22 protein-coding genes and 1 pseudogene are annotated in these 21,016 nt (G+C 62.6%); 7 read left to right on the plus strand and 16 right to left on the minus strand.

Translation table 11 applies throughout. From position 1 onward, the window contains the following. Window positions 1-2: 2 nt before the first annotated feature. Both F0P97_RS16925 and F0P97_RS16930 read right to left on the minus strand, forming a co-directional pair. Window positions 3-434, minus strand: coding sequence for a DNA polymerase III subunit chi (locus tag F0P97_RS16925; protein ID WP_182283219.1), 432 nt, complete (start codon window positions 432-434; stop codon window positions 3-5). Window positions 435-486: 52 nt separating this feature from the next. Further along, window positions 487-2,046 carry a leucyl aminopeptidase gene (locus F0P97_RS16930; protein WP_182283220.1) on the minus strand — a complete coding sequence of 520 codons (1,560 nt, stop codon included), beginning with the start codon at window positions 2,044-2,046 and terminating at the stop codon, window positions 487-489. A gap of 23 nt (window positions 2,047-2,069) precedes the next feature. Between F0P97_RS16930 and lptF the strand changes: the two genes are divergently transcribed. Genes lptF through F0P97_RS16955 form a run of 5 tightly spaced genes read left to right on the plus strand, consistent with a single transcriptional unit; the run spans window position 2,070 to window position 6,919 of the window. Further along, window positions 2,070-3,179, plus strand: coding sequence for an LPS export ABC transporter permease LptF (lptF, locus tag F0P97_RS16935; protein ID WP_182283221.1), 1,110 nt, complete (start codon window positions 2,070-2,072; stop codon window positions 3,177-3,179). After that, the gene (lptG, locus tag F0P97_RS16940) at window positions 3,176-4,279 is read left to right on the plus strand and encodes an LPS export ABC transporter permease LptG (protein ID WP_182283222.1); all 1,104 of its coding nucleotides are present in this window, start codon (window positions 3,176-3,178) and stop codon (window positions 4,277-4,279) included. Before lptF ends, lptG begins: the two co-directional genes overlap by 4 nt. Before the next feature lie 3 nt (window positions 4,280-4,282). Then, the gene (locus tag F0P97_RS16945; RefSeq protein WP_182283223.1) at window positions 4,283-4,711 is read left to right on the plus strand and encodes a sirohydrochlorin chelatase; all 429 of its coding nucleotides are present in this window, start codon (window positions 4,283-4,285) and stop codon (window positions 4,709-4,711) included. A gap of 58 nt (window positions 4,712-4,769) precedes the next feature. Then, a complete protein-coding gene (locus F0P97_RS16950; RefSeq protein ID WP_003075706.1) occupies window positions 4,770-5,711 on the plus strand; it encodes a CysB family HTH-type transcriptional regulator in 942 nt (313 codons plus the stop codon). 41 nt (window positions 5,712-5,752) lie between these two features. Next, window positions 5,753-6,919 (plus strand): pyridoxal phosphate-dependent aminotransferase, encoded by a 1,167-nt coding sequence (locus tag F0P97_RS16955; RefSeq protein WP_182283224.1) that lies wholly within the window; start codon window positions 5,753-5,755, stop codon window positions 6,917-6,919. A gap of 116 nt (window positions 6,920-7,035) precedes the next feature. On the opposite strand, the gene F0P97_RS16960 is transcribed toward F0P97_RS16955, so the two are convergent. The 11 genes from F0P97_RS16960 to F0P97_RS17010 form a co-directional block, all read right to left on the minus strand. Beyond that, window positions 7,036-8,145 carry a YeeE/YedE family protein gene (locus F0P97_RS16960; protein ID WP_182283225.1) on the minus strand — a complete coding sequence of 370 codons (1,110 nt, stop codon included), beginning with the start codon at window positions 8,143-8,145 and terminating at the stop codon, window positions 7,036-7,038. 96 nt (window positions 8,146-8,241) lie between these two features. After that, a complete protein-coding gene (gene soxB / locus F0P97_RS16965) occupies window positions 8,242-9,975 on the minus strand; it encodes a thiosulfohydrolase SoxB (RefSeq protein ID WP_182283226.1) in 1,734 nt (577 codons plus the stop codon). A 182-nt stretch (window positions 9,976-10,157) separates the two neighbouring features. Beyond that, complete coding sequence (soxX, locus tag F0P97_RS16970; RefSeq protein WP_182283227.1) at window positions 10,158-10,811, minus strand: sulfur oxidation c-type cytochrome SoxX; 654 nt, start codon at window positions 10,809-10,811, stop codon at window positions 10,158-10,160. A gap of 9 nt (window positions 10,812-10,820) precedes the next feature. Beyond that, on the minus strand, window positions 10,821-11,630 hold the full coding sequence (gene soxA, locus F0P97_RS16975) for a sulfur oxidation c-type cytochrome SoxA (protein ID WP_182283228.1): 810 nt from the start codon (window positions 11,628-11,630) through the stop codon (window positions 10,821-10,823). 78 nt (window positions 11,631-11,708) lie between these two features. Then, window positions 11,709-12,020 (minus strand): thiosulfate oxidation carrier complex protein SoxZ, encoded by a 312-nt coding sequence (gene soxZ / locus F0P97_RS16980; protein ID WP_003053938.1) that lies wholly within the window; start codon window positions 12,018-12,020, stop codon window positions 11,709-11,711. A gap of 32 nt (window positions 12,021-12,052) precedes the next feature. Then, window positions 12,053-12,508: a thiosulfate oxidation carrier protein SoxY gene (soxY, locus tag F0P97_RS16985; RefSeq protein ID WP_182283229.1), complete on the minus strand. Its 456-nt coding sequence runs from the start codon at window positions 12,506-12,508 to the stop codon at window positions 12,053-12,055. A 36-nt stretch (window positions 12,509-12,544) separates the two neighbouring features. After that, a complete protein-coding gene (locus F0P97_RS16990) occupies window positions 12,545-13,615 on the minus strand; it encodes a c-type cytochrome (RefSeq protein ID WP_182283230.1) in 1,071 nt (356 codons plus the stop codon). Continuing rightward, window positions 13,599-14,951 (minus strand): sulfite dehydrogenase, encoded by a 1,353-nt coding sequence (gene soxC / locus F0P97_RS16995; RefSeq protein WP_182283231.1) that lies wholly within the window; start codon window positions 14,949-14,951, stop codon window positions 13,599-13,601. Before soxC ends, F0P97_RS16990 begins: the two co-directional genes overlap by 17 nt. 55 nt (window positions 14,952-15,006) lie before the next feature. Beyond that, window positions 15,007-15,327, minus strand: a complete 321-nt coding sequence (locus tag F0P97_RS17000; RefSeq protein WP_182283232.1) for a c-type cytochrome — start codon at window positions 15,325-15,327, stop codon at window positions 15,007-15,009. Window positions 15,328-15,452: 125 nt separating this feature from the next. Then, window positions 15,453-15,944, minus strand: coding sequence for a hypothetical protein (locus F0P97_RS17005; RefSeq protein ID WP_182283233.1), 492 nt, complete (start codon window positions 15,942-15,944; stop codon window positions 15,453-15,455). After that, the gene (locus F0P97_RS17010; RefSeq protein ID WP_182283234.1) at window positions 15,944-16,948 is read right to left on the minus strand and encodes an MBL fold metallo-hydrolase; all 1,005 of its coding nucleotides are present in this window, start codon (window positions 16,946-16,948) and stop codon (window positions 15,944-15,946) included. Before F0P97_RS17010 ends, F0P97_RS17005 begins: the two co-directional genes overlap by 1 nt. 171 nt (window positions 16,949-17,119) lie before the next feature. On the opposite strand from F0P97_RS17010, the gene F0P97_RS17015 reads away from it, so the two are divergent. Further along, window positions 17,120-17,533 (plus strand): DsrE family protein, encoded by a 414-nt coding sequence (locus tag F0P97_RS17015; RefSeq protein WP_182283235.1) that lies wholly within the window; start codon window positions 17,120-17,122, stop codon window positions 17,531-17,533. 61 nt (window positions 17,534-17,594) lie between these two features. Here F0P97_RS17015 and F0P97_RS17020 read toward each other — a convergent pair whose 3' ends face one another. Further along, the gene (locus F0P97_RS17020; protein ID WP_003053925.1) at window positions 17,595-17,903 is read right to left on the minus strand and encodes an ArsR/SmtB family transcription factor; all 309 of its coding nucleotides are present in this window, start codon (window positions 17,901-17,903) and stop codon (window positions 17,595-17,597) included. 237 nt (window positions 17,904-18,140) lie between these two features. Then, window positions 18,141-18,734: an NUDIX domain-containing protein gene (locus F0P97_RS17025; RefSeq protein WP_182283236.1), complete on the minus strand. Its 594-nt coding sequence runs from the start codon at window positions 18,732-18,734 to the stop codon at window positions 18,141-18,143. A 96-nt stretch (window positions 18,735-18,830) separates the two neighbouring features. On the opposite strand from F0P97_RS17025, the pseudogene F0P97_RS17030 reads away from it, so the two are divergent. Continuing rightward, window positions 18,831-19,769 (plus strand): annotated as a pseudogene (locus F0P97_RS17030) (MBL fold metallo-hydrolase). Window positions 19,770-19,912: 143 nt separating this feature from the next. On the opposite strand, the gene F0P97_RS17035 reads toward F0P97_RS17030, so the two are convergent. After that, a complete protein-coding gene (locus tag F0P97_RS17035) occupies window positions 19,913-20,983 on the minus strand; it encodes a 3-keto-5-aminohexanoate cleavage protein (protein ID WP_182283237.1) in 1,071 nt (356 codons plus the stop codon). Window positions 20,984-21,016: the final 33 nt, after the last annotated feature.

The raw sequence follows: 21,016 nt of genomic DNA on the forward strand, positions 1-21,016 counted from the left end.
ACCTAGCCCTTGAGATTCAGGTCGTGCCGGACGATGGAAAAACCACGCGCTGCATAGTCGCGCCAGCGGGCACGCGCATCCTGGCGATCCATCTCATCGCCGGAAGACACGATTTCCACCACGCGCGCGAAGCGCTCAAACCCCGACGGCACCTGCGGCGTGAGATTGACCAGCACATCGTAATGAGGCAAGTCCTGCAGGTGTTCGGTCAGGATGACGGGAGAAGCAGCAAGCATCTGCGCGCCATCAGACTCAGAAGCATGCGCAAGAAAATCCGTGGCCGACACGCTCCACAAACGGGGCGAAAGCCGGCTCAGCGCAGCTCCATCGCCCAGAACCACGATGCGCGCACCATGACGCAGGGCCTTGCGCACGAATCGGCACACATAGCCCAGCTTGTCTGGTGCATTGAAATGAAAGGCAATTTCTGTCACAGCTCTTGGCGGCAGAGACGCCCTGAAATCAGGCCGCCCCTGCCGGCTTTTCTTAAGCCGAAGCCTTGGCGGTCACACGCGTGCGGCGCGAAGCTGCAGGCTTGGCAGCACTCTTGCGAGCAGCCGGGGTCTTGGCAGCCGCCGCTGCTGCAACGGCAACCCGGCCTTCCTGGCCCAGCAGATATTGCAGCAGCAGGCCTACGGGGCGACCCGTAGCTCCCTTGGCAGCACCGCTCTTCCAGGCCGTACCGGCGATATCCAGGTGCGCCCAGGGAATATCGCCCACGAACTTCTGCAGGAACTTGGCGGCCGTCACCGCACCTGCGGCGCGCCCGGCCACGTTGCCCATGTCCGCAAAACTGCTCTTGAGGCCATCGGCGTACTCCTCGTCCAGAGGCATGCGCCAGCAAGGGTCGAGCGCCGTATCGCCGGCGGTCTGCAACGCGGCTGCCAGCTCGTCGCTGGTCGAGAACAGGCCGCTGCGCAAACCGCCCAGGGCGATCACGCAGGCACCGGTCAGCGTGGCCATATCGACCAGCGCGGAGGGCTTGAAGCGCGCCGCGTAATGCAGCACATCGCACAGCACCAGGCGGCCTTCTGCGTCCGTGTTGAGGATCTCGATGGTCTGGCCGCTCATGCTGGTCACCACATCGCCGGGCTTGACGGCTGCGCCGTCGGGCATGTTTTCGCATGCAGGGATCAGGCCCACGACATTGATGGCCGGCTGCAGCCTGGCCAGCGCCTGGAACACGCCCAGTACGCTGGCAGCACCGCCCATGTCGAACTTCATCTCGTCCATCTCTGCCGCAGGCTTGAGAGAAATGCCACCGGTGTCAAAAGTAATGCCCTTGCCTACCAGCACAATGGGGGCCACGTTCTTGGCCGCACCGTTGTAGTGCAGTTCGATGAAGCGCAGGGGCTCACGCGAGCCCTGGGCCACCGCCATGAAGGCGCCCATGCCCAGCTTGGCCACTTCGGCAGGGCCGTGGATCTTGCAGCTCATGCGTGCAGCCTTGGCAATGCTCTTGGCCGCATTGGCCAGCAAGGTGGGCGTTGCATGGTTGGCCGGGCGGTTGGCCCATTCGCGGGCCGTGTTCACGCCTTCCTGCTGCGCCACGGCGGTATTGAAAGCAGCGGTAACCACAGCGGCCTTGGACGATACGCCCAGCACAACCTTGGTCAGCGCAATAGGCTTGGCCTGGGATTTGGTGTGGGTATAGAGGTAGGTCGCATCGGCAACCGCCTGCACGGCAGCCGCTACAGCCTGGGCATCGGCATCAAAGGCAAAGCTCACAACGGCCTTGGCAATGCCCTCGGTCTTGAGCACCGCACCGCAGCCGGCCAAGGCATTGCGCACGTCCTTGGGAGTACCAGCTCCCACGCCCAACAGCACCACACGACGTGCGGCAATGGCGGGCACTTGGTACAAAGGCAATTGCTTGCCGCAAGACAGGGCAAAATCACCCTGCTTCACCGCATGAGCCACCATGGCTCCGATGGCGTCGCTGCCGAATGTGCCCGATGCTGTCTGTTCAGAAACCAGCACCAACAGCAAATCACATTTTTCGCGCGCTGCAGCGGCAGCGGTCAGAGCCTTCAGTTCAAAGTTCATAATCGGTGTTTTCCTTTTAGCCAATGTTATTCGATTCATCCATACGCAAAGAGCTGGCCCGCAGCTTTGGTGCGACGGCCGTGGTTCTGATCACTGTGGTGATGACCATGATGCTGATCCGCACCCTGGGCCAGGCTTACAAGGGCAGTGTCAGCCCTTCCGACGTGATGCTGGTCATGGGTTTCACCGTGCTCGGACAACTCCCGACCATTCTGGGCCTGAGTCTGTTTGTTGCCATTGTGGGATCTCTTTCCCGCATGTACCGCGACAGCGAGATGGTCATCTGGTTTGCCGCCGGCCAGGGTCTGGCCAGTTTACTCAAGCCTCTGCTGCGCTTTGCCTGGCCGGTGATCCTCATCACGGCCGTCCTGGCCCTGGGCGTGCTGCCCTGGTCCTATCAGCAAATCGAGCAGATCAAGACCCAGTTCCAGCAGCGCAGCGACCTGGACCGCATCGCTCCCGGCGAGTTCCAGGAATCGGCGGGCGGCACACGCGTGTTCTTCGTCGACAAGGATTCCCCTTCGGACATGGCTGCCAGCAACGTCTTCGTGGTCTCGCGCGATCCCGGCAAGGAATCCGTGACCTCGGCCAAGGGTGCGCATCTGGCCGTCATCAAGGGCCAGCGCATGGTGATTCTCGAGGACGGCCAGCGCATGGAGACACGCAGTGACGACGGCTCGGTACGTATCACCGAATTCAAGGAATACGGCGTGCAGGTCGACAACGACAACCCCGTCACCATCGAAGAAATGGCTGCACGCAGCATGCCCACCAAGGACTTGATCGGCAAGGACGAACCGATTGCCCGCTCCGTGCTGGCATGGCGCCTAGGCCTGCCCTTTGCCGCGCTGAATTTTGTCATCCTGGGCCTGGCCATCTCCAGCGTGAACCCGCGTGCGGGCAATAGCAGCAGCCTGATGATCGCCCTTTTCGCCTTTATCGTTTACTACAACCTCATGACCCTGGGCGAGAGCTGGGTCAGCGCCAACAAGATAGGCATGTGGGGCCTGCTGGGCGTGCTGCACGGCAGCATCCTCACGGTCAGCGTGCTGGTGCTGCTGGCGCGCCATTTCCGCTGGTCGCCGCGCGATCTGCTGCAGCGCTCGGGCACCCGCAAGGAGGCCGCACGATGAAAGTCCTGCGCAACCTGATCTATCGCGAAGTCATACAGGCCGTCCTGTATGTCTCGCTGGCCTTTCTGGCGCTGTTCTTCTTCTTTGACCTGGTCGATGAAATGCGCTGGGTGGGCAGCGGCAGTGCCGGCTACACCGCCACGCGCGCGCTGCTGTTTGTGGCCCTGTCCATTCCGGGCCACCTCTACGAGCTGATGCCGATTGCCGTGCTGATCGGCGCCATCTTCGTGATGGCCAAGTTCGCCCAGAGCTCGGAATTCACCATCATGCGCACCAGCGGCATGGGCCCCTGGCTGGCATTGCGCACGCTGCTGATTCTGGGCATGAGCTTTGTGCTGCTCACCGTGCTGGTGGGTGACTATATTGCCCCTGCTGCCGACAACTTCAGCCAGAAACTGCGCGTGGTCAGCAAGGGCCAGATCTCCCGGGGCGCCACCGGTGCCTGGCTCAAGGAGAAACAGGGTGATCACTCCGTCGCCATCAACGTCGGCGCCGTCAAGAGTCCTGGCGATTTCGTCAATGTGCGCATCTTCGAGTTCGACAGCAAGGGCCGCATCGCCGCGCAGATCAATGCTCAATCAGCCCAGGTCGATGAAGACAATGAACAGTGGACGTTGAAGGGTGTGCAAGGCAGCAAGGTCGCTCAAGAAGGCGATGTCACCAAGCTCAGCCCAATCAGCGAAGCCAGCATGAACTGGCCCACCAAGGTCACTGCGGCCATGGTCTCGGGCGCGCTGCTCAAGCCCGATCGCATGACCACGATTGCACTTTTCCAGTTCGTACGTCACCTGCAGGACAACGGCCAGGCGGCGCAGAAGTACGAAATCGAGTTCTGGCGCAAGGTCTTCTACCCGTTGAGCTGCCTGGTGATGGTGGTTCTCGCCCTGCCTTTTGCCTATCTGCATTTCCGCTCGGGCGGTATCACGGCCTATGTGTTTGGCGGGGTGATGGCCGGCATCAGCTTCTTCCTGCTCAACAACGTGTTCGGCTATATCGGCACCCTGCAGTCCTGGTGGCCCTGGCTGGCCGCCGCAGCGCCGGGCATGCTCTACACCGCGCTATCGCTCTCGGCCTTTGGCTGGCTGGTACTGAGGCGCTAGGCCATGGTTGATGCTGCCAACCACTCTCCAGGCCGGGCCGGTCTGATCTTGCTGGCCCATGGCTCCAGAGACCCGCTCTGGCGCCAGCCCATAGAGGCCGTGCACCAACTGCTACAGGCAATGCAGCCCGGCCTGCCCTGCATCTGTGCCTATCTGGATGCCTGCGCCCCGGATCTGCCTGCCGCCACGCAGACCCTGATTGCCCAGGGCGTCAAACATCTGATCGTGCTGCCGCTGTTCCTCGGTACCGGCAAACATGCGCGCGAAGACATTCCGCGCCTGCTGGACGAATTGCGCCGCCAGCATCCTGGCTGCCGGTTCGATCTGCAGACTGCGGCGGGTGAGAATCCGCGCGTCACGGCCCTGTTGGCGCAGCTGGCGATAGAGGCCGCCTGCGGCACCGAAACGCTCAAACATACAGATTTCAAATAAAAAATAGCTTCTTTAGATATTTGAAGCATAATGATGCAAGTTCTTAGTCCATGCCGTCATGAACCTGCATCAATTCCGCTTCGTCCAGGAAGCCGCCCGCCGCAACCTCAATCTCACCGAGGCAGCCAAGGCCCTGCACACCTCCCAGCCCGGAGTCTCCAAAGCCATCATCGAGCTTGAGGAAGAACTGGGCATCGATATCTTTGCGCGCCACGGCAAGCGCCTCAAGCGCATCACCGAGCCAGGGCAGGAAGTCCTCAAGAGCATAGAGCTGATCATGCGCGAAGTGGGCAATCTCAAGCGCATCGGCGAGCAATACAGTGCCCAGGACAGCGGCACGCTGAGCATCGCCACCACCCACACCCAGGCCCGCTATGTGCTGCCGCCCGCCGTGGCACGCCTGCGCGAGCTCTACCCCAAGGTCACCATCAGCCTGCACCAGGCCACGCCCGCCGAAGTCGCGCGCATGGTGATCGACGAAGTGGCCGAGATCGGCATGGCCACCGAATCGCTGGCCGACTACCCCGATCTGGTGACCCTGCCCTGCTACGAATGGCAGCATGTGCTGGTCATCCCCACGGGCCACCCGCTGGCTCAGAAAGAGCGCATCACGCTGGAGGACATCGCCCAGGAGGCCCTGATCACCTACCACCCGTCCTTTACCGGACGCGGCAAGATCGACCATGCCTTCGAGATGCGCCGCCTGCATCCGCATATCGTGCTGGAGGCCATCGATGCCGACGTGATCAAGACCTATGTGCGTCTGGGCCTGGGCATCGGCATCGTGGCCGAGATGGCCATGCGCGACGACACCGTCAACGACCTGGTGGTGCGCCCCGTCGGCCATCTGTTCGGCACCAGCGTGGCCCGTGTTGCCATCAAGCGCGGCGCATACTTGCGCAACTTCGTCTACCGGTTTGCCGAGTTGCTCAGCGATCGTCTCTCGCGAGACCTCATCATGCGCGCCATGAACGGCAGCGTGGACGACTTCGGGCTCTGATCCGGCCCTGCCTAAAGGGCCGGCGCCTGTGCGCCCGGCCCATGCATTGCAAGACTATCGTGACTCCCAACTTCCCCAGCAAGCTGCCCAATGTGGGCACCACCATTTTCACCGTCATGTCGGCGCTGGCCGCCGAGCACCAGGCCGTCAATCTGGGCCAGGGCTTCCCCGACTTCGGCTGCGACCCCAGGCTGCTCGACGCTGTCAACGATGCCATGCGCGCCGGTCACAACCAGTACCCGCCCATGGCGGGCTGGCCCGCGCTGCGCGAGGCAGTGGCTGCCAAGATCGAAGCGCTGCACGGCCGCCGCTATGACGCGGGCAGCGAAATCACCATTACCGCCGGCGCCACCCAGGCCATTCTCACCGCCATCCTGGCCACCGTGCATGCAGGCGACGAAGTCATCGTGCTCGACCCCTGCTACGACAGCTATGTGCCCAATATCGAGATGGCCGGCGGCGTGGCCGTGCGGGTGCCGCTGACGCCCGGCAGCTTCCGCCCCGACTTTGCCTCGATCGCGGCCGCCATCACGCCGCGCACGCGCCTGCTGATCATCAACAGCCCGCACAATCCCAGCGCCACCATCTGGACCGATGCGGAAATGCGCCAGCTCGAGGCCCTGCTGGCACCCACCAATGTGCTGCTGATCAGCGACGAGGTCTACGAGCACATGGTCTTCGACGGCGCCCAGCATCTGAGCAGCGCCCGCTACCCGGGCCTGGCCGAGCGCGCCTTCATCGTCTCCAGCTTTGGCAAGACCTACCATGTCACGGGCTGGAAGGTCGGCACCGTGGCAGCGCCCGCTGCCCTCAGCGCCGAATTCCGCAAGGTGCACCAGTTCAATGTGTTCACCGTGAACACTCCCATGCAGGCGGGCCTTGCGCAGTACATGCAGGACCCTGCGCCCTATCTGGAGCTGTCGGCCTTCTATCAGGCCAAGCGCGATCTGTTCCTCGGCGGCCTGCAGGGCTCGCGCCTGAAGCTGCTGCCCACGGCCGGCACCTATTTCCTGTGTGCCGACATCTCCTCGGTCTCGGATCTCAACGAGGCCGAGTTCTGCCAGTGGCTGGTCAAGGAAATCGGCGTGGCCGCGATTCCGCTGTCGGCCTTCTACGGCGACGGTTTCGATCAGCGCGTGGTGCGTTTTTGCTTTGCCAAAAAGGACGAAACCCTGATCGAGGCTGCCGCGCGCCTGCGCCAGCTCTGAAACGCTGTGGCCCTTAAAAAAGGAGCGCCTACCGCGCTCCTTTTCTCGTTTTCAACATGTTTTCATACTGAATCTGTTTATCAGCAAGCGCAAGCAGCTATCAAAGTTATTAGGCTTCATGCCGTCTCTGCCAGATGGCGCAGCATCAGCACCGCCCCCAGCACAATGCCGGCCAGCGCCACAAAGCTGCCCAGGCTGAGCATGGAAATCGCACTGATGCCCTGGCCCACGGTGCAGCCCATGGCCGTCACCCCGCCCACGCCCATCATCAGTCCTCCCAGCAGATGACGGGCCAGATCGCCGCGATCGGCAAAGCCCTGCCACTGGAAGTCCCGGCGCCACTGCGCATGGACAAAGCTGCCCAGGACCACGCCTGCCACCGAGGCAATGCCCCAGGTCAGCACCTTGTTGCGGTCGCTGAAGAACATCAGCCAGTCCAGCGTGTGCGCCACCGGCGTGACAAAGCTGAAGGCCTCGATGCGCCCGCTATAGGTCGCGGCATAGACCTGCTCCAGCGTCTCGGGGTGTTCGGCCACCAGCGCCAGATGGCCGCCTAGCCACCAGGCCGCCGTCACGCACAGGCCAACCAGCAGCCCGCCCAGCAGCACGACCCGGCTGCGCTCGGCGCCGGGCCGGGGATCGAAGGCCAGCAGCAACAGCAAGGCCCCCAGACCCAGGCCCAGCACGCCGCGCAGCAGCGTCAAGGGCCAGGCCATATGGCCGGCCAGCCATTCGGGCAGCAGGGCCGGTGCCGCGAATTCCAGATGCACGCTGTCCAGCCAGCGCACCCGAGCCACGGCGGTAATGCCCTTGAGCGTGGCAAAGGCGGCCACGCCCATGACCAGCAGCACCACCAGCGCCTTGAGGCTGCCGCTGCCCAGCCGGGTCAGATTCCTGGCCCCGCAACCCGATGCCAGCACCATGCCGCCGCCAAACAGCAACCCTCCGGCCAGGGCCGACAGCCACAGCAGGCGGCGGCCGGCATACAGGGCATCGCCCACCTGCAGCTGGCCGTACAGCGCCAGTACCGTAAAACCCAGCATGCTCACGGCGATGGCCATGCACCATTGGCGCGCCCGCCCCCAGTCCTGCAGATAGACCACATCGCTGATGGCGCCCACGGTGCAAAAGCGGGTCTCGCGCATCACAAAGCCCAGCACGGCGGCCAGCAACAAAATGGCCACCAGAACGGTGGCCGTCAGGGAATCAAACTCGGCAGGACTCATGCGGGCATTGGACGGCGCGGTCCGACTTCAAGGCAATGGCATATACCCCAGCCCGCGCGCTAACACTGTCTTAATCGGCTTTCTAATAGGCTCTCCTCAGGCCTTGGCCAGCCCCTGATTGCCGCCGACATTGATCAGTCTGGGCTCGTCAAGCCGGCGCGGCCCCAGCGTCTTGCGGTCCTTGAGCCAGGGCTCGACCAGCTCCCAGATAGGCTTGTTGCCGGCAGTCCTGGCTTCTTCGGCCACCGGCGCCCAGCCGGCCACCTTGTATTTCTTGTCCGCCTCCAGCAGTTGACCGTTCAGGCGCATGTCGCTGATGCGCCGGCCCGCGCCGGCCACCGGGTCGCACTGGTATTGCAGGCCGCCCACGCGCACCATGTCGCCGCCCTGCTGGTAGTAGGGATCGGGATTGAAGAGATTGTCGGCCACGTCCTCGAGCACGGTCTTGATCGTGGCGCCCGTCATCTCGGTCACCGTGGCGTAGGAATAGGTGGTGGCCGTCATGTCCATCAGCCATTCGCGCGTGATGTCCTGCCCGGCCAGCAGCGACGTCCCCCAGCGAAAGCCCGGCGAGAAGGCAATCGGCGCATTCTGCATCTCCATCATGGCATCCAGCAGCAACTGGTCGCCCGTGCCGTTGAAGTTGCCACGGCGGTACAGCGTGCCATCGGTACGTGCCAGCACTTCGCCCAGCCGGCTTTCATAGGGCGCGCGCACCCGGGTGATCAGCGCCTGCATCTGGGCATCGGCAGGCAGGATGCTGGCGAACACCGGCAGCAGCCGGTACTGGAAGCCGCGCACCTGGCCATCCCGGACATCGAAGTCGAGCACCCCGAGAAACTTGCCGTTCGAGCCCGCGTTGGTGACGATGGTCTTGCCGCCTGCGTTCTGCACCAGCGTGGGCACGGGCATGCCGTCATGCGTGTGGCCGCCCAGGATGGCGTCCATGCCGCGAACGCGGCTGGCCATCTTGAGGTCCACATCCATGCCGTTGTGCGAGAGCACGACCACCACCCTGGCGCCCTTGGCGCGAACCTCGTCCACCATCTTCTGCAGATTGTCGTCCTGGATGCCGAAGCTCCAGTCCGCCACCATATAGCGCGGGTTGGCGATCGGCGTATACGGAAAGGCCTGGCCGATGATGGCCACGGGCACGCCGTTGATCTCGCGGATCACATAGGGCTTGAACACCGGATCGCCGAAATCGGCCGTCTTGACGTTTTGCGCCACAAAGTCGAGCTTCGTGCCGAAATCCTTGTCGATGATCTCCTGCACGCGCTGCATGCCGTAGGTGAATTCCCAGTGGCCCGTCATCACGTCCACGCCCAGCAGCTTGCAGGCATCCACCATGTCCTGGGCATTGGTCCATAGCGAAGTGGCCGAGCCCTGCCAGGTATCGCCGCCGTCCAGCAGCAATGCCCCGGGACGCGAGGCGCGCATGCGCTTGACCAGCGTGGACAGATGGGCAAACCCGCCCACCTTGCCGTAGCGCCTGGCCGCCGCCTCGAAGTCCAGATAGCTGAAGGCATGAGCCGACGCCGTGCCTGGCTTGATGCCCACCGAACGCAGCAGATGCTCGCCCACCAGATGCGGGCGCTGGTTCTTCATCGCAGCGATACCGAGATTGACACTGGGCTCGCGGAAGTGAATCGGGTTGAGCTGAGCATGGCAGTCCGTCATATGCAACAGGGACACATTGCCGAACGGCGCCACCTCATACAAGGCCTTGTCGGCCAGCGACTGATCGGCGTAGGCATAGCGCTGCAAGCCCATGCCCGAGACACTGGCGGCAGCCAGCACTTGCAGAAATTCACGTTTGGAAAGACTCATGGTGATATCCGTTGGTACTTGTGCCGACCAGGGGCAGGCACGGGCATTTCCGTCGGCAGGACGCCCCGCGCTATCCGAACTGGCACAAGCCATGTCCGCAATGCTGCATCGCCCGGTCTCGTCCCCTTGCCGGACGGCTCGGCACGGCGAGGCGGGCAAGCAGCGGCGCCGCTTCAAGAAAGCTACTTGTTGACGGGAGAGGCCGGATCGACCAGCAGCGCGACAAGATCCCGCGTCTGCGCTTCGGTGAGGATGCCGGAGTGACCAAAGCGGGGCATGCCCGAGCAGGCGTTGTAGGCCTTGGCGTTCCAGATCTTGCCCCAGGTGTACTCGACGATGGCTCTGGATTCGGGGCTGGCCGGATCCTTGATGCCGCGAATCTTGCCGTAGTTGTAGAGACTGGGGCCCAGCGTGCCAAAGGAGATTTCTTCCTTGCTGATCTGGTGGCAGTTGTAGCAGTTGCCGCCATTGGCACTGCCAGCCTTGTCGCTCCAGGTCATGCCTCTACCGTTCTGGGCGATTTTTTCTCCCTCCTTCCAGTCGCCGAGCAGCTTGCCATCCCGAGGCCATTTGACGGTCTTGAGGTTGGCAGCTTCGATGGCTTGCGCACGCGCAGGCACCAGCGGCTTGCCGGATGCATCGGCAGCGCTGCAGGCTGCATTCGATTCGTCCTGCTGCAGGCGATCGACCTTGGCGATGCCCTGATCGCGGAAAGAGGCCTGCACCATCTTGGCCGTCAAGGCATCGATGTCCGCCGCCCCGTCGACGGAGGCACAGCCCAGCACCAGCAACGATGCGGCCACGGCCAGGTACGGCATGTGTTTTTGCTTGCGCATAGGGCCTCCTTATCGCTTGATGGCCGGTGCGGTCGACATCCCGCCCTTGCCGTTGACGCCCATGAACACGCCCAGCGCCACAGTCACGTCGCTGGCGTAGCCGGGATAGGGAAAGCGCTGCTGACGGAAGCAGTCGTTGAGGCGGCGCTGCATGCTCCAAAGCTCGCCCGATGAGACCCGATAGGCGGGCCAGGCGCCAAAGCCTTCCGCTGCGCCGGGGTTCCTGGTCAGATTGGGCAGATCCTGCATGCGGATGCGCTTGCCATCCGCACCATGGCAGGAGGCACAGGCAAAGTCATGCGGGCCACCGCGCATGTAGAACATGCGCTTGCCCGCCTCGTACATCTGCCTTTCCTGCACATGGCCCTGGGGCAGATTGAACTTCATGCCTTTGGACTGCGATGAAATCCAGGCCACCAGCCCTTCCATGTTCTTTTGCTCGTCCTTGCCGAACGCTGTTGCCGCAATCTTTTGCACATCCAGCCCCTGCAGCCTGTCCATGCAGGTCAGCAGGCGCGACTCCAGATCCTGCACCTTGCCCGTGTCGGCAAAATAGCGCGGCAACTCTACAAATGCGCCCTTGACCACGCCCGGCCCCTTGCCCAGATCGCACTGCTCCATGGACGCCTTGCGGGGGCCGCGCTTTTGCTTCCACAACTCCTCGCCCTTCATCTCGAACAGCTCGGCGGGGTTGCCGTCCTGCAGCATCTCGCGGTACTCGGCAATGCCGTCGGCCGTGGACTTTTGCGCCAGCACCGGCGCGGCCATGCACAAGGCCAGCACGGCGGCAGCCGCCTGGCCCGGGGAGGAATGTCTCATGGGGCACCTCTCTGTTTTTTGATTGATTCTGGACTGGGGTGAAGGCTGGCCGGCGGCCAGCCACTGTCTGCGCCGTGCTCAGCTCACGGTCGCTTCATCCGTACGGGTCTCGCCCTTGTTGTCCTTCCAGCTCACCGAGATCTTGTCTCCCGCCTTGGCACCCTTGACCACGAACTGCAGAAACGGGTTCTTGGAAACCGCCGGCCCCCATTCGGCCTGCAGCACCTGCTTGCCGTTGTGCGCGGCCGTCACCTCCTGGATAAACCAGGCGGGCACGGTCTTGCCTTCCGCATCCTTGCGCTGGCCGGTCTCCATCTCATGGGACATCAGCACGCGCACGGTGGTCTTGTCACCCGCAGCCTGGGCACGAATACGCATTGGATCAGCCATGTTCTTCTCCTGATTCAGATGATTGCTTGCCATCAGCCGCCGCAGCCACCGAGGGTGACCTTGACTTCCTTCTTGGCATAGAAAGCCTTGCCGTCATTGGTGATGGCCACGGCATAGACATCGGAGGACTGGCCCAGCTTGGCGCGGGTCAGGAAATTGGCTTCCAGCGCCTCGTTGACGGTGAAGGCCGCCACCAGCGTGTTGGGGTTCTTTTCCACCAGCACCAGCATCTGCTTCACATTGGGCAGGCTGGTCGCTGCGCCCAGGGGCACGACGGCACCATTTTCGGCAATGTCGGGCGCCGTCAGCGTCACGTCCTTGCTCTCGACAGGTGCAGCGGCTCCCATGGCCTTGAGCACATCGGCCACGGTCTTGGCGTCGAAAGCGGCCTTGTTATAGGCCGCCTGCGCAGCCTGCGGCAGCAGGCCTGCGGCCATCAGCATGCCGAGCACGGCCGCGCTGTTCTTGAGGGCGTCTCTACGTTTCATCGTTGTCTCCTTTTCATTCACATCACACAAGCGGGCTCAGGGCTTGGCCCCGGCAGCCAGCCACTGGGCAATCACCCTGGCATCAGCATCGCTGAGATTGGGCTGGGGCGGCATGGGTGTTGATCCCCAGACGCCCGAGCCTCCTGACTTGACCTTGCCGGCCAGATAGTCCGACTGGCCGCCGTGCTTGCCGGCGATGTCGCTGAAGGCCGGGCCGACGAGTTTCTGCGTCATGCCATGGCAGGCCATGCAGGCGTTCTTTTCCAGCAAGGCCGTCGGTGCCGCACTGCCCGATTTCCCGGCGGCCGCTGGCTGCGCGGCCTTGCTGGCACCGCCATCGGTGGCGATGCCGCGCTGGGCACCGACCAGCCGGTTCTGCTGGGCCAGATTGCCGTGGTTGTTGCTGGCATGCTCGGGCAAGGCCGAGCGCAGCGTGGGTGCGGGGCCGCAGTTGCTCATGCAGGCAGTGGCCAGCACATCGGGCCTGGCGTCTTTGCCGAACTCGTTGCCGGGCCACAGCGCATGCCGGGTCGTCATGCCATTGCGGTTGGGCAGCTTCTGCTGTACTTCGGCGATATTCCTGTCGCTGAGCGTGAAGTTCTCGGGCACCACGCCGCCGAGGTTGAGCAGATAGGCCGTGACGGCATACACCTCTTCGGTGGACAGCGACTTGGGCGCATTCCAGGGCATGGCACGATTGATGTAATCCCACAGCGTGGAGACCGTGGCCACCTTCATCAAGGTCGTGCGGCCCGGAAAGGCCGGATCCTTGAGCCGCGCCACATGTCCTGTCCTGATGTCCTCGGCCGTGGTGCCGCCGATCAGCGGACTGAACACCTCGTTGGATTCGCCGAACACCCCGTGGCAGGACGCGCACTTCGCCTCCCACACGTCCATGCCTTTTTGCACGGACCCCGAGCCCGGAGGCAGCCCCTTGAAATCCGGGCGCACGTCGATATCCCAGGCCAGAACCTCCTTGCCCGTGGCATTGCGACCCACGCCGGGATAGCGGTCTTCGGCAGACTTGCCCTGCGCCGCAGCGGGCCCGGCAGCCACGCCCATGGCCAGCAGCGCCAGCAGCGCCAGCGGTTTACGCAAGCTGAACATTCGCGACCTCCCCGTTGGCACGTACCGCCCAGGACTGGATGGAATTGTTGTGATAGATGGAGCGTGTGCCGCGCGCAGCACGCAGCTGCTGGTAGCTGGGCTGCACATAGCCCGTCTCATCCATGGCGCGGCTCTGGATGATGCATTCCTCGCCATTCCAGACCCAGTCCAGATGAAAGCGCGTCAGGCACTTGTCCATCACCGGCCCTTCGAGCCGGGCCGTGCGCCAGTTGCGGCCGCCGTCCACGCTCACATCCACGCGCCTGACCTTGCCGCGCCCCGACCAGGCCAGGCCCGTGATGTTGTAGAAGCCCTTGTCCAGCAGCATCTGCCCGCCGGACGGCGTGGTGACCACGCTCTTGCATTCCTGAATGCTCGAGTACTGGCGGTGCTGTCCGTCCGGCATCAGATCGACATAGTGGATCGCCTCGTCCTTGGCTGCATAAGGCATGTCGCCCACTTCGATGCGGCGCAGGTATTTCACCCAGCTCACGCCCTGCACGCCCGGCACCACCAGGCGCAGCGGATAGCCCTGCTCGGGCCTCAGCATCTCGCCGTTCTGGCCATAGGCGACCAGCACCTCGCCGGAAGTGATCAACTCCACGGGAATGGTGCGCGTCATCGACGAGCCGTCCGCCCCCTCGGCCAGGATGAAACGGCCTTTTTTCAGATCGGCCCCGGCCATCTCCAGCAGGGTGATCAGGGGCACACCCGTGAACTCGCTGCACGACAGCATGCCGTGCGTGTACTGCACCGTGGGCACGGCCACATTGCCCCACTCCATGCCGGTGTTGGCGCCGCATTCGATGAAGTGAAAGCGCGACACCGAAGGCAGACGCATGATCTCGTCCATGGTGAAGACCTTGGGATTCTTCACCAGACCGTTGATCATCAGCCTGTGCTTGGAAGGGTCGATATCCCACCAGCCCTGATGGTGGCGCTCGAAATGCAGACCGCTGGGCGTGACGATGCCAAACAGCGACTGCAGCGGCGCAAACGATACCGAGGCCTGCTTGGTCTGGGTCAGACCAGGGCTCTGGCGGCGCTGCACATTGGCCTCGTATCTGGAGGGCTTGCCGTAGCCGTCGGTGACCACCGGCTGGCCCAGGCCCTTGCTGTGCGCGGGCAGCTCCAGAATATTGGGGTCTCCCTCAGCACTCACGGCCTGCCTACCCTGCGCATGGACGGCTGAAGCGCCGGCCGCTGCGGCTGCGAAAGCCCCGCGAATGAAGTCACGCCGACCTGCCCTGGCTTCGGCAAACACCGTACCTACATCGTCCGCCCGCACAAAATTCTCGGGTGCCTTGCGCACCTTGCCCGTCAACTGGCTTTGCATAAGCTCTCTCTTTGATCGTTGATGGCGCTTACCGGGAAAGCACGACACGCCTGTTTCATTTGGAACCCTTGAGAATCCAGGCTGCCAGCGTCTGGGTGTCGGCCTCGCTGAGTGCTGGCTGAGCGGGCATGGGCACCGGCCCCCACTTACCGGAGCCACCGGCCTTGATGCTTTTGACCAGATAGGACTGGGCATCGGCCTGGGCCGCATATTTTCTGGCCACATCCTGGAACGCCGGGCCCACCAGTTTCTTGTCCGCCGCATGGCAGGCCATGCAGGCGTTCTTCTGTGCCAGCGCCTGATCTGCCTGCGCCATTGCAGGAACAGCCAGCCCCAGCAACACCGTCAAGCCACCCAGCCAGGATGCAGTCTTCATCGCTTCGCCTCCTTATATTTATATATAAGCATGTTGTTATTTAAAGTATCCAACAGCTCGTCAGATTTGAGATCCCGCGCTAACCCTTGTTATTCCAAATAGGAACAGCGATACCCATCCCCGGCTCAGCGCCCCTGCACCGCAGCCCGGGCAATCTTCATGCGCCCATCCAGATAAGCGCCATAGAAATCGGGGATGGAGCTGCCAATCAGGCGATCAGCCACTTCCCGCCGCCCTGCCCCATAAAAAAGCACGGTGGGAGCAACCTCGATCTCCAGTTGCCTGACCATGCCGCCATGCGTGGTCGCCACGCCATTCCAGTCCCGCAAAGGCTCCGGCGACAAAAAATGAATCTGGGTCACCACAGCCCCGGACTGCTGCAACGGCAGCAGGTAATGCTCGCGCACCAGCTTGCAGAACGGGCAGCCGTGCAGGCTTGCCATCACCACCAGCGGCTGCTTGCCAGCCTGCGCCAAGGCCAGGTCGTGCTGCAGGCTCTGGCTGGTGGGCAGCAGGCGCTCCGAGGCATCGAGCGCCGCCCACGCCGGGGCCGCGCCCGCCAGCAGCAACTGCAAGCACAGTCTTCTACGGGCACGAAAGGAGCTGGCTGTTTCCATCACGGCTTTTCCTGCTCCATCAGCAAGAAGGTGTTGTAGGCATTCATGCGATTGGCTTCCTTGAATAGCGGGTAGACCGAGAACCTGGACCAGTCCGTCGCCTGATAGGCCTCGTCGAATGGGTCGAGGTTGGCTGCGGCCTTGCCCATGGCCTCGCGCAGATAGTGCAGATAGTCTCGCGTCAGCTGCATATCCTGGCGCGGCTGCTCGGAGGCCGGACCGTGGCCCGGCACCATGACCTTTACGGGCAGCTTGAGCAGCTCATCAAGTGCGGCAATCCAGTGGCGACTGTCGGCCTGGCCCACATAGGGAATGCGGTTGCGAAACACCACATCGCCAATGAACAGCACACCGCTTTGCGGCAGGAAGATGGCCGTATCCTCCGGCGTATGCGATGGCCCCATATGCTGCAGCACAAAGTCCACGCCCCCCACCTTCAGCGTGGAACTGTCGCCCGACACCCATTGACTCGCCGGCACCAGGCGCGTGCTCCGGTCGACCCAGGGTGCCAGATCCTTGCGCGAAGCCTCAAGCCGCAGATGCGCGGTTTCCGAGTTGATGTATTCACGCGCCTGAACATGGGCCACGATCTTTGCGCCCAGCGCCTCGAACACCTGCAGGCCATAGATGTGGTCGGCGTGATAGTGGGTCAGCAGCACATGGCTGATGGGCTTGGGCGTCAGCGTACGGATTTTCTGCACCAGCTCCTCGGCCAGTGCGGGCGAACCCAGCGCATCGATCACGACCACGCTGTCATGGGTGATGACAAAGCCTGCATTGGAGATGAAGTTGCGATTGGCCGGACTGCCCAGCGCCGATACACCCTGCACAAAAAACACATTGGCAGCCACCTGTTGCAACTCCATCATGTGCTTGCTGACCGCTTGCGGCATGAGCGGCCGGGGGGCTGCATCATGCGCTGCCGCTGTACCTGGCGCTGCGATGGCCGCTGCGATTGCCATTCCTGCAAAGCTCCTCAGCGCCGCCCCTGCCCAGCTTGTCATGGCTTTGTCTCCCTTGCATGGGCAGCGCGTCATGCATGAATGCCGCCACTAATGTCGCCACTAGCGCTTGCCCTATTTTTGAATGTTTGCGTCATCGTTAATATAAGCAAGTGGCAATATTTAACCAGCAGCATCTTCCCTGATGCCTACAGACACCACAGGAAACCTTCGATGAAGCGCCAACTTGTTGCCCTGAGCTTTGCCCTGTGTACGGCGATTGCCGCCGCTCAGGATGTGAAAGTGGTCTATCACGTCAACACCGGAGTGGAGACCGCGGCCGCCATACTCGCTAATATCACCAACGAACTCAATGCCTCGCCCACGGACAAGATCGTGGTGGTCACCCATGGGCCCGGCATAGACTTTCTGCTGAACAATGCCAAGGACAGCAGGGGCCGCGAGTTCAGCGGCCAGGTCAGCGCACTGGCGGGGCGCGGCGTGGAGTTCAAGGTCTGCAACAACACGCTGCAGACACGCAAGCTCGAAGCCTCCAGCCTGCTGATGGAAGCCTCGGTCGTCCCCTCCGGGGTGGCCGAAGTGGCGCGCCTGCAGGCCAGGGAGGGCTTTGTCTACCTCAAGCCCTGAGGCGCATACGGCCATGAAAAAAGGCGCCTGGTGCGCCTTTTCTTTTTCAGGGGTCAAGCCATCAGTTCTGTTCGATGGCAATCTGCACGCAGATGGTGCGGCACATATGGACGACCTTCTCGTTGGCGATGAAGTAGTAGATGCTGACCCCTTCGCGCCTGCGCCCCAGAATGCCGGACTGGTACAGCGTGTTCAGATGCTGCGACATATTGGGCTGGGTCGTGTCTATGGAGGCCAGCAGCTCGGAGACGTTTTTCTCTCCGTTGCACAACGCGCTGATGATCTTCAGCCGCATGGGCGCGGCCATGGCCTTGAACAACTCGGCCGCACTCTCGAAAACGCTGTCATCCTCAAGCTCTGACGATTCCATGAAACACTCCTGAACACCGCTTCAGACTGCAACCTTCATTCAAATAGAGGTGGCACGCCATGGTGCATGGCACCAGTTTATAGGAAGGTCATGCTGTGTCTGTCATCACCCGACGACAAACACTGGCCGGTATCAGGCAATCCCGAAAAAGAAGCAGCTAGCGCCTGACCGGCATGAATTTCAGGCACTTTCATAGCTGAAACCCATTTTTAACGTACGCAAGCAGCTATCAAAAAGTCAAGCCGGCTTCCACTCCAGGGACCAGGCACCGCTTTGCACATTCTGCAGCCACAGACAGCAGCTCAAGGTCTTGGCATCGGTGACCTGGCCGCTACGCACGCCGTCCAGCAGCTCGGCAGCCGTCATGCTGCAGACATCGAGAAACTCGTCGGCATCGAGCTGGCGCTCGCCTGCAGTCAGGCCGCGCGCGAAGAAGATGTGAATGATCTCGTCGGAGTAGCCGATCGCCAGGTGCATGGGCCCGGCATAGGCCCATTCGCGCGCGCTGTAACCGGTCTCCTCCAGCAGCTCGCGCTGGGCGCAGAGCAGCGGCTGCTCGCCCGCATCGAGCTTGCCTGCGGGAAACTCCGTCATGACCCGGCCCACGGGGTAGCGGAACTGCCGCTCCAGCAGCACGCGGCCATCGTCGAGCAGGCCTATCACCACCACGGCGCCGGGGTGCACCACATACTCACGCGTGGCCTGCCCGCCATGGGGCAGGCGCACGGTATCGAGCCTCACCTGCAGAAAACTGCCCTGATGCACCAGCTCGCTTTTGATGGGGTGCTCGATCAGATGGGCTTCCTGAGCCTGTTTGTCCTGTTGGGTCATCTCCGACTCGTCTTTCAAAGCGCTGTGGTGACAGCGCAAATACATCCAAGGTCTTAATCTTCGCAGAAGCCGGCTTCACTTTCCTGCTCTCAGACCATGATGCATCCCATCGACACAGCCCAGACAGACATACGGCGCCACCAGTTTGGCCGCGTGACGGTGTTTCGCGGCGCCAAGGGCGGCAAGTATCCGGACGGCAACCAGATCATGATTCGCGGCAGCGATACGCTGGCAGCGCTGGATACGCCTATCGTTGCCAACCATATCGGGGCCGAGTTCGATGCCGCCGAGCTGGTGGTGATGGGCCATGTGCATGAGGACCATATGGCCGGCCTGCACCGCCTGCCAGACGCACAGGTCTTTGCTCACGTCGGCGATCTGGCGGCCTTGTAAAGCTGGGAGGGTCTGGTTGCCACCTTCGGCTGGGCCGATTCTGCGCAGGCCAGCATCATGCGCAGCAAGCTGGAGAGCGATTTCTTCTACGCCCCCAGACCCGATGCCTGCGGCTACGAAGATGGAGCCGTCTGGGAGCTGGGCCAGTCGCAGATTCACGCTATTCATATGCCTGGCCATACCGCCGGCCATACCGTGCTGCTGATCGAGCCCGAGGGTGTTGCCTTTATCGGCGATATCGACCTGACGGGCTTCGGGCCCTATTATGGCGACGCCTGCTCCTGTCTGGCGGACTTTCGCCGCAGCCTGGCACGGCTGCCGGAGATCGATGCCCAGGTCTGGGTGACTTCTCACCACAAGGGCATTTACACCGAGCGTGAGACGTTTCTGCGAGACCTCAAGCGCTTTGCTGCGGTCATTGACGAGCGCGGTGCACGCATTCTCGAATGGCTGGCGCAGCGGCCCCTGACGCTCTCGCAGATGGTGGAGCAGCGCCTGCTCTACCCGCAAGGCTTTGATGCGCCCTGGGTGCTGGGGGCCGAGAAGCGCAGCATCTCCCAGCATCTGGACGAGCTGCTGGCGGCCGGAGAAATCCTGCGGGAGTGCAATGTGCGTGGCGAAGACCTTTATCTGCGGGCTTGAATCCAGAAGAATAAAAAAGCCGACTTCTCAAGGAAGTCGGCGGGGCCAGGCGCCTGGCCACGCATCCACCAGGCAAGCGTGACAAGCGCACAGCGGCTAGCCCTTGGCTGATGAGCCGGGCCCAGTCATCCGAGCTTTGAGACTCAGGCCATAGCGTCCATGGGCTTGCGCAGAAAGCCCTGGTTGGCGCCCTTGCGGTTGGGCGCGAAGCCGTTCCTGGCCAGGGTTTCGTCGGCGGTTTCGTAGAACACGCCGATCTGCTTGATCTCGCGGGCCTGCCGGGCCGTGGCAATCGGGCGACCAAACTCGCCCGCAATGCGCACCAGCTGCCTGATCTGCTCCACAGTGCTCATCTTGCCGGTGCGGGTCTGGTTCCACAACACGTCTTCGATACCGCAGCGCACATGCAGACCCAGGGCCATGCCGATCATGTTGATGGGCAGCACGTTCAGCACCGAGCTCTCCACGGTCACGATGGCGTTGTCGGGCACGGCGCGCAGCATATTGGCCAGGTTGTAGATATTGGCCTGGTCCATGCCGCCGCTGATGGCGACCCAGTTCATGACCAGCGGGCCCTTGTAGACGCCGCGGCGGATCATGCGCTCTATGGTCTCGAAACTGTTGATGTTGTAGACCTGGAAGGCGCTCTGGATGCCCTTTTCGGACAGGCGGCGGATATGTTCTTCGACAAAGCTGGGGTTCGAAGGAACAATCATGTCCTTGTAGGTCTTGTGCAGATGCGGGAAGCCGCGCGAGACACCGCGGAAGTCATCTTCGCCGGCATGCTCGGTCACGTTCATCTGCGTGGTGTTGACGGTCACCGTCACCTGATCGGGCACGGGTGTCAGCTCGGCCAGCATATGGCGGGTATCGTCGGAGAGCCACTTGGCTTCGCCGTCCGGGCCTTCAGGCGCAAAGCTGATGGAGCCGCCCACCTGGATGATCATCTCGGGCACACGCTCACGCACACCGGCAATCAGCTCGTTGAACTTGGACAGACGCTTGCTGCCCTTGCCGTCGTCTTCACGCACATGCAGGTGCAGCACGGTAGCGCCTGCCTCATAGCAGTCCACGGCCTTCTGGATCTGCTCTTCCATGGTGATGGGGATGTCCTCGGGAAAGTCCGAGGGAATCCAGCCCGGCGCGTAGGGAGCCGCAGTGATGATCAGCGGCTGCTGGTTTTCGGGATACAGGTGACCGTCGAGAAAGTTCATGGTTGTTGTCTCCGGTTTGAGTGCGAAAAATCA

The sequence above is a fragment of the Comamonas testosteroni genome (assembly GCF_014076415.1).
GTDB lineage: Bacteria > Pseudomonadota > Gammaproteobacteria > Burkholderiales > Burkholderiaceae_C > Comamonas > Comamonas testosteroni_F.

What these genes read in the sequence shown, in the direction of transcription:
- F0P97_RS17035 (WP_182283237.1), bottom strand. Translation starts at nt 20,983, where the DNA reads ATGAACTTTCTCGACGGTCACCTGTATCCCGAAAACCAGCAGCCGCTG.
- soxX (WP_182283227.1), bottom strand. Translation starts at nt 10,811, where the DNA reads ATGCGCAAGCAAAAACACATGCCGTACCTGGCCGTGGCCGCATCGTTG.
- F0P97_RS17010 (WP_182283234.1), bottom strand. Translation starts at nt 16,948, where the DNA reads ATGACAAGCTGGGCAGGGGCGGCGCTGAGGAGCTTTGCAGGAATGGCA.
- F0P97_RS17000 (WP_182283232.1), bottom strand. Translation starts at nt 15,327, where the DNA reads ATGAAGACTGCATCCTGGCTGGGTGGCTTGACGGTGTTGCTGGGGCTG.
- soxC (WP_182283231.1), bottom strand. Translation starts at nt 14,951, where the DNA reads ATGCAAAGCCAGTTGACGGGCAAGGTGCGCAAGGCACCCGAGAATTTT.
- soxZ (WP_003053938.1), bottom strand. Translation starts at nt 12,020, where the DNA reads ATGGCTGATCCAATGCGTATTCGTGCCCAGGCTGCGGGTGACAAGACC.
- F0P97_RS16990 (WP_182283230.1), bottom strand. Translation starts at nt 13,615, where the DNA reads ATGTTCAGCTTGCGTAAACCGCTGGCGCTGCTGGCGCTGCTGGCCATG.
- soxY (WP_182283229.1), bottom strand. Translation starts at nt 12,508, where the DNA reads ATGAAACGTAGAGACGCCCTCAAGAACAGCGCGGCCGTGCTCGGCATG.
- F0P97_RS17015 (WP_182283235.1), top strand. Translation starts at nt 17,120, where the DNA reads ATGAAGCGCCAACTTGTTGCCCTGAGCTTTGCCCTGTGTACGGCGATT.
- F0P97_RS16930 (WP_182283220.1), bottom strand. Translation starts at nt 2,046, where the DNA reads ATGAACTTTGAACTGAAGGCTCTGACCGCTGCCGCTGCAGCGCGCGAA.
- F0P97_RS16950 (WP_003075706.1), top strand. Translation starts at nt 4,770, where the DNA reads ATGAACCTGCATCAATTCCGCTTCGTCCAGGAAGCCGCCCGCCGCAAC.
- soxB (WP_182283226.1), bottom strand. Translation starts at nt 9,975, where the DNA reads ATGAGTCTTTCCAAACGTGAATTTCTGCAAGTGCTGGCTGCCGCCAGT.
- F0P97_RS16945 (WP_182283223.1), top strand. Translation starts at nt 4,283, where the DNA reads ATGGTTGATGCTGCCAACCACTCTCCAGGCCGGGCCGGTCTGATCTTG.
- lptF (WP_182283221.1), top strand. Translation starts at nt 2,070, where the DNA reads ATGTTATTCGATTCATCCATACGCAAAGAGCTGGCCCGCAGCTTTGGT.
- F0P97_RS17020 (WP_003053925.1), bottom strand. Translation starts at nt 17,903, where the DNA reads ATGGAATCGTCAGAGCTTGAGGATGACAGCGTTTTCGAGAGTGCGGCC.
- lptG (WP_182283222.1), top strand. Translation starts at nt 3,176, where the DNA reads ATGAAAGTCCTGCGCAACCTGATCTATCGCGAAGTCATACAGGCCGTC.
- soxA (WP_182283228.1), bottom strand. Translation starts at nt 11,630, where the DNA reads ATGAGACATTCCTCCCCGGGCCAGGCGGCTGCCGCCGTGCTGGCCTTG.
- F0P97_RS16960 (WP_182283225.1), bottom strand. Translation starts at nt 8,145, where the DNA reads ATGAGTCCTGCCGAGTTTGATTCCCTGACGGCCACCGTTCTGGTGGCC.
- F0P97_RS17005 (WP_182283233.1), bottom strand. Translation starts at nt 15,944, where the DNA reads ATGGAAACAGCCAGCTCCTTTCGTGCCCGTAGAAGACTGTGCTTGCAG.
- F0P97_RS16955 (WP_182283224.1), top strand. Translation starts at nt 5,753, where the DNA reads ATGCATTGCAAGACTATCGTGACTCCCAACTTCCCCAGCAAGCTGCCC.
- F0P97_RS17025 (WP_182283236.1), bottom strand. Translation starts at nt 18,734, where the DNA reads ATGACCCAACAGGACAAACAGGCTCAGGAAGCCCATCTGATCGAGCAC.